The organism is Nocardioides pelophilus (assembly GCF_014180685.1).
Taxonomy (GTDB): domain Bacteria; phylum Actinomycetota; class Actinomycetes; order Propionibacteriales; family Nocardioidaceae; genus Nocardioides; species Nocardioides pelophilus.
Genome location: NZ_JACEHF010000225.1, coordinates 1 through 5,581 on the forward strand (window position 1 = coordinate 1; position 5,581 = coordinate 5,581).

A 5,581-nucleotide genomic window follows, 5' to 3' on the forward strand; every position below is an offset into this window, starting at 1 on the left:
CGACCTGGACCGTCGACGAGGTGCAGGCCGCCGCGCGCGCGGCGGGAACGCCGGGCGGCGCGGCGCGGGCGGTGTGTCGCCTGGTCAACCAGGAGATCGAGTTCCTGCCGGGCTCGACCGACGTCCGCACCCCTGCTGCCGAGGCGTGGAAGCAGCGCGCCGGCGTGGTGCAGGACATGGTCCACCTCGCCATCGGCGGACTCCGCTCGCTCGGGATCCCGGCCCGCTACGTCTCCGGCTACGCGCATCCCGTCACCGATCCGGTCGTCGGCGAGACCGTGGTCGGCGACTCGAGGGCGTGGCTGGAGTGGTGGGACGCCGGCTGGCAGGCGTTCGACCCGAGCGCCGACGCGGTGCCCGACGACCGCTACATCGCGATCGCCACGGGTCGGGACTACCGCGACGTCTCGCCGCTGACCGGGATCTACTCCGGCGCCCGGACGTCCCGGATGACCGTCGACGTGAGCATCACCCGCACCGCCTGACGCCCGTTGGTCGAGGAGGTCGCGCAGCGACCGTCACGAGACCCCCGCCCCCGTTGGTCGAGGAGGTCGCGCAGCGACCGTCACGAGACCCCCGCCCCCGTTGGTCGAGGAGGTCGCGCAGCGACCGTCACGAGACCCCCGCCCCCGTTGGTCGAGGAGGTCGCGCAGCGACCGTCACGAGACCCCCGCCCCCGTTGGTCGAGGAGGTCGCGCAGCGACCGTCACGAGACCTACGTCTTCAGGTCTCCCGCGAGCCGCTCCACCCTCAGCACGGCGAGCTCGTGCTCGACGTCGCCGCTCATCGCGGCCGCGAGCCGGAGGTGCGGGAGCGCCTCGCGGTGCCGCGACTGCCGTTCGAGGGCCCGCCCCAGCGCGTGCTGGGCCCAGGCGTCGGACGGGTCGTCCCCGACCAGGTCGGCGAGCTCGTCGGAGGCCTTCACCAGCTGGGCCCGCATCAGGTAGGCCCACGCCCGCAGCAGCCGCAGCCCGCGGTTGGCGGGCTCCTGCTCCAGCGCTGACTCGAGCACCTCGAAGGCCTGGCTCGGCGCGCGCCGCTCGAGGAGGTCGTGCGCCGTCCGGTAGGCGCTCTCGGGGCGAGCGGCCGCACCCGGGAAGACGATGCCCGGGGCTCGCAACGGGTTCTCCTGCTCGCTCATGGGGGTTGCAACGATGCCACGGTCGCGGTGATTCCGTCGTACCCCTGCGGGAGGCACTAGCCTGTGCCGTGGACGGGCCGACCGGGTGACCGCGTGATCCGCCCCTGGCGACAGGGTCGGGTACCGAGGAAAGTCCGGGCTCCACAGAGCAAGGTGGTGGGCAACACCCACCCGGAGCAATCCGCGGGACAGTGCCACAGAGAACAGACCGCCTCATCCCTCTCGAGGGGCGAGGTAAGGGTGAAACGGTGGAGTAAGAGCCCACCAGCGCCCCGGGCGACCGGGACGGCTAGGCAAACCCCACCTGGAGCAAGGCCAGACAGTGTGCGCCCGAGGGCTGCTCGCCCGAGCACACGGGTAGGCCGCAGGAGGCCGTCGGCAACGGCGGTCGTAGATAGATGGTCACCGATCACAGAACCCGGCTTACAGGTCGGCCCGTCCCCCATATGCCGTCTGACCTGCGGAAACTCTGAAATCAGCCGCCTTCGTCTTGAGCGGTCCGGCGCACGAGCGCGCCGAACAGGCACGCACGCAGCTCGATCAGGCGATGTACGCCGAGCTGCGCCCGGCAGGAAGCGGCCGCCCGGGAAGCCAGGGACCGCCGGCAGCCGACACGGCGGATCCAGCCTCCTCCTCCGAGGCGGAGCGCTCCCGACCGCGGGATGGGCACCGGGCGCTGAACCGCGGCGCGAGACGTCCAAGCCCCGGAACTCGACTCAGACGCTGAGGACGAGGCGAAGCGCGGCATCGACCGCCCTCAGCTCGTCGAATCCGAGGTGACCGACGCGCTCACCGAGTCGGCTTGAGTCGACAGCGCTCGTCTGTTCGGCGAGCACGAGCGTCTCCTGGCCGTTGACCTCGACGGCGGGCCGGAAGGTTGCTGGCCTCGCTGAGGTGGAGGTGGGGGCGACCAGCCAGGTGGACAACGCGTCGAACTCATCGGACTGCACGACGACGGCGTAGCGGGTTCCTTGCTGTTCATGGCCGCGGGCTCCCCGCGGCGAGTGGACCCGATAGACGTCACCACGCACGCAGGTGCTCCATGTCGCGCAGGACGCGAGCGGCTTCGGCGCGGTCCTCCGGGTCGGCGGCCAGCGCCTGTACCTCCGACCGGAGGCGGGCCTTGGCATGGCGCGCAGCGGCTTCGACCAGAGCGTCCCGCACGGCTGCAGAGACCGGGGTGCCGTCGGCAGTGAGTTCCTCGAGCGCGAGGCGCGCCTCGTCGTCGGGGCGGAATGTGATCGTGGCTGCCATGCGTCAAGTGTGTCACGAAATGTAAGACATCGAAACCGGGTTCATCCACACCCGACAAGGAGAAGCAGATGATGGAGCGCCAGTAGCGCATCGTGGCGACGGGGACGCGGAGGAACGCGGCGGCTTTCCTCGATGCTGAGCATCTCGTCGTTCGCCTGGTTGTCGTCGTGATGCCGTGCGGTGCTCGTCCCCACTCCGTTCTGAGCCCTCGGCCGACCTCAGCGTGAGGCCGAGCCCCAGGTGGCCTCCGCGCCGGAGTCGCCCACCCGGTAGACCTGGACCGCCGTCGCCAGGCCGGCCAGAGCAGCGAGGACCGCGACGGCGGTGACGAGGCGCGTCGCCCGGGGACCGGTCGGGTCCGACGGGTCGGATGTCGCCTGTGCCCGGGACTGACGGTGGGAGAGCCAGACCAGTACGACGACGAGGACCAGCAGCGGCACGGCGAACCAGAGCAGGCTCTCGCCGAGCTCCTCGTGCGCCTCGGGCTCGCCGACCCGGTGGGCGAGCTCCTCGCCCGACGAGGTCGCCACCGGAATGAGCGCCACCGACAGCAGCGCACCGGCGACCACGAGCGGCCCGTAGCGCGGACGCCAGCGCGGAACCAGCGCGATCGCCCAGGTCCCGACCACGGCGAGCGGAAGCAGCACGACGACGGCGTGGACGACGAGCGGATGCACGGGCAGGCCGTTGAACTGGTCGAACATGCGCTCATCGTGGGCCGTGGAGCGTCATCGGGTGCTCAATGCTCTCTCAAGCCCACCTCAAGCCTGGTGCCGGAGCGTACGTCGTGCACCATCGGCCCCGAGCGCTACTGGCGCTCGATGTTGCTTCCAGCCCCTCCGTCGAGGAGGTCCGTGCCGGCCTCGCCGTAGAGGCGGTCGTCGCCGTCTCCGCCGCTGAGGGAGTCGTCGTCGGCGCCACCGCGCAGGACGTCGTCGTCGGCGTGGCCGACGAGAGTGTCGGCTCCGTCGCCGCCGTCGAGGTGGTCATCGCCTTCGTTGCCGTACAGGGTGTCGGCCTCGGTGCCGCCGACGAGGCGGTCGTTGCCGAGCGCTCCTTGCAGGAAGTCGGTGCCCGGCCCGCCGGTCAGTCGTTCGGCCGCATCCCCGCCTGCGAGCTGGTCATTGCCCTCCCCGCCGTTGAGGGTGTCGTTGCCGCTCAGGCTGTACAGGTAGTCGTTGCCCGCGTTGCCGTAGACGGTGTCGGTGTCGTCGCCGCCCGTGACGATGTCCTGCCCCGGCCCGCCGTGGACGACGTCCTGACCGGGCCCGCCGTCGACGAGCTGCTCATCGCCGGCGCCGCCGTTGATCGTGTCGTTGCCGCCTTGGCCGTAGATGATGTCGTTGTCGGCGCCGCCGTTGAGGAGGTCGTCGCCGCTCTGGGCGTACATGGTGTCGTCGCCGTCACCGCCGTTGAGGCTGTCGGCCATCGGCCCGCCCCAGACGTCGTCCATGCCGGCGTCGCCGTAGACGGTGTCTCCTGCGGTGTCAGCCGGGTCGCTCCCGGCGAGGAGGTAGTCGTCGCCGGAGCCACCGTGGATCTCGTCGACGCCGAAGTCCGCGTAGATGCTGTCGTTGCCGGTGCCGCCCCACGAGACGTCGTCACCTGCCCCGGAGTAGACGAAGTCGACGCCGCCGCGGGCGCAGATGGTGTCGTTCCCACCGAAGGCATAGACGGCGTCGGCGCCGGTGGAGCCGAAGATCACGTCGTCGCCGTCGGTGCCGAAGATGTCGCCCGCTCCGGAGATGGTGACGGGCTTGCCGCCGCAGGTCGCAACGGCTGCGGCCGGCGGGGCGCCGGCCAGAGCAGGTGCTGCCAGCGCGGCAGTCATCGCTGCGAGCGTCAGCGCCCGGATGCCCCGCGATCCCTGCCGGGGCGAGTGGGAAGACGAAGACCTGGTTGAGAACACGACGACAACTCCATGAGCGTTCGGTACCTCGCGGATGGGACCGCTAGTCCGAACGGGAGTTCCGGCGTCGCACTCACGACACTAGCCGCTCACCTCGACGAGGTGGGCGCGATCCGCGAACTTCCAGTCGGCCAGCATCCGACAGGCGCCCTCCTCGTACCAGTGCAGCTCGAGCCGGTCGGCGCGGCACCTAGCGGGCAGCAGGCCGTCGAGCAGCGCGCGCGTGGTGCTGACCGACACCGTGTCCGACCGCTGGTCGAGGGTGACGTGCGGGGCGACGCCGTACTCCCCTGCGTACGGCGGGCACTGCGGGAACGCGCGCCAGAGCGCTTCGGTCAGCGCGACGAACGGGGCGGCGGGCCGGGGCGGCACGTGGATGCAGCCGTTCGGGAACTCCTCGACGTCGGCGAGGACGTAGTCGAACGCCACCGTCGACTCCGCGATGGCGGCGACCCGGTCGAGGTCGGCGGCCGTCGGCTCCGGGAGGTACGGCGCCAGCGCGGTGATGTGGGCGTGCGTGAACGCCGGATCGCGGGAGACCCAGCCCGGCTCGTAGTGCTCCCACCGGCTGCGGACGAAGGGCTCCAGCCCGGGGACGGGGACCACCAGCACGGAATGGCCAGGCGTGGTGGTCACCGGAAGAGGATCCCATGCCGGGCGATAGGTTCCCACCCATGCCCGATCGCCCCTCCCCGACCGGATCCACCGTCCCGCCGCCGGACCCGACCGTCGCCGCGGCCGCCGCCGAACGACTGGCCGGACTGGCCACCCCGGCGGGCGCCCTCGGCCGGCTCGGCGAGCTCGCCGTCTGGCTCTCGGCTGCCCAGGGAGAGGTGCCGCCGGCGCCGCTCACCGACGTCCGGCTGGTGATCTTCGCCGGCGACCACGGGGTCGCGCGGCACGGGGTGTCGGCGTNGTGTCGGCGTACCCGCCGGAGATCACCGGGGCGATGGTGCGCACCTTCGTCGCCGGCAAGGCCGGGGTGTCCGCGCTCGCCGGCGCGCACGCCGTCGCCGTGCGGGTGCTCGACCTCGGCGTCGACGACGACCTGGCCGACGTCCCGGACGCAGTGCGGGCGCACAAGGTCCGGCGCAGCAGCGGCGCGATCCACCTCGAGGACGCCCTCACCCCCGAGGAGACCCGGCGCGCGCTCGACGCCGGCCGGGCCGTGGCCGACGAGGAGATCGACGCGGGCGCCCGGCTCCTGCTCAGCGGCGACATGGGCATCGGCAATACCACGCCGGCGGCGGCACTCATCGCAGCCGCGCTCGGGCTGC

At 72.0% G+C, this 5,581-nt stretch carries 8 protein-coding genes, 1 other RNA gene and 1 pseudogene; 4 read left to right on the forward strand and 6 right to left on the reverse strand.

The window, feature by feature from the left end; all coding sequences use genetic code 11:
- Positions 1-485: transglutaminase-like domain-containing protein (locus tag H0488_RS21670; RefSeq protein WP_183101288.1), on the forward strand; the 485-nt coding region annotated here is incomplete at its 5' end.
- Positions 486-715: 230 nt separating this feature from the next.
- Here H0488_RS21670 and H0488_RS21675 read toward each other — a convergent pair.
- On the reverse strand, positions 716-1,141 hold the full coding sequence (locus tag H0488_RS21675) for a tetratricopeptide repeat protein (protein ID WP_183101289.1): 426 nt from the start codon (positions 1,139-1,141) through the stop codon (positions 716-718).
- 73 nt (positions 1,142-1,214) lie between these two features.
- On the opposite strand from H0488_RS21675, the gene rnpB reads away from it, so the two are divergent.
- Positions 1,215-1,583: RNase P RNA component class A (gene rnpB, locus H0488_RS21680), an RNA gene on the forward strand.
- Positions 1,584-1,857: 274 nt separating this feature from the next.
- Here rnpB and H0488_RS21685 read toward each other — a convergent pair.
- The 5 genes from H0488_RS21685 to H0488_RS21705 all read right to left on the reverse strand — a co-directional run bounded on the left by H0488_RS21685 (position 1,858) and on the right by H0488_RS21705 (position 4,940).
- A complete protein-coding gene (locus H0488_RS21685) occupies positions 1,858-2,172 on the reverse strand; it encodes a type II toxin-antitoxin system PemK/MazF family toxin (RefSeq protein ID WP_183101290.1) in 315 nt (104 codons plus the stop codon).
- Positions 2,162-2,395: a hypothetical protein gene (locus tag H0488_RS21690; RefSeq protein ID WP_183101291.1), complete on the reverse strand. Its 234-nt coding sequence runs from the start codon at positions 2,393-2,395 to the stop codon at positions 2,162-2,164. Before H0488_RS21690 ends, H0488_RS21685 begins: the two co-directional genes overlap by 11 nt.
- Positions 2,396-2,613: 218 nt before the next feature.
- Positions 2,614-3,099 (reverse strand): DUF2231 domain-containing protein, encoded by a 486-nt coding sequence (locus H0488_RS21695; RefSeq protein WP_183101292.1) that lies wholly within the window; start codon positions 3,097-3,099, stop codon positions 2,614-2,616.
- A 104-nt stretch (positions 3,100-3,203) separates the two neighbouring features.
- Positions 3,204-4,226, reverse strand: a complete 1,023-nt coding sequence (locus H0488_RS21700) for a calcium-binding protein (RefSeq protein ID WP_183101293.1) — start codon at positions 4,224-4,226, stop codon at positions 3,204-3,206.
- Positions 4,227-4,385: 159 nt separating this feature from the next.
- The gene (locus H0488_RS21705) at positions 4,386-4,940 is read right to left on the reverse strand and encodes a 2'-5' RNA ligase family protein (protein WP_183101294.1); all 555 of its coding nucleotides are present in this window, start codon (positions 4,938-4,940) and stop codon (positions 4,386-4,388) included.
- 38 nt (positions 4,941-4,978) lie between these two features.
- Between H0488_RS21705 and H0488_RS24805 the strand changes: the two are divergent.
- A pseudogene (locus H0488_RS24805) lies at positions 4,979-5,149 on the forward strand (nicotinate-nucleotide--dimethylbenzimidazole phosphoribosyltransferase); the annotation flags it as partial.
- Positions 5,150-5,220: 71 nt separating this feature from the next.
- The coding region (locus H0488_RS24810; protein ID WP_376768497.1) for a nicotinate-nucleotide--dimethylbenzimidazole phosphoribosyltransferase at positions 5,221-5,581 on the forward strand (361 nt) is incomplete at its 3' end.

What these genes read in the sequence shown, in the direction of transcription:
- H0488_RS21675 (WP_183101289.1), bottom strand. Translation starts at nt 1,141, where the DNA reads ATGAGCGAGCAGGAGAACCCGTTGCGAGCCCCGGGCATCGTCTTCCCG.
- H0488_RS21690 (WP_183101291.1), bottom strand. Translation starts at nt 2,395, where the DNA reads ATGGCAGCCACGATCACATTCCGCCCCGACGACGAGGCGCGCCTCGCG.
- H0488_RS21700 (WP_183101293.1), bottom strand. Translation starts at nt 4,226, where the DNA reads ATGACTGCCGCGCTGGCAGCACCTGCTCTGGCCGGCGCCCCGCCGGCC.
- H0488_RS21695 (WP_183101292.1), bottom strand. Translation starts at nt 3,099, where the DNA reads ATGTTCGACCAGTTCAACGGCCTGCCCGTGCATCCGCTCGTCGTCCAC.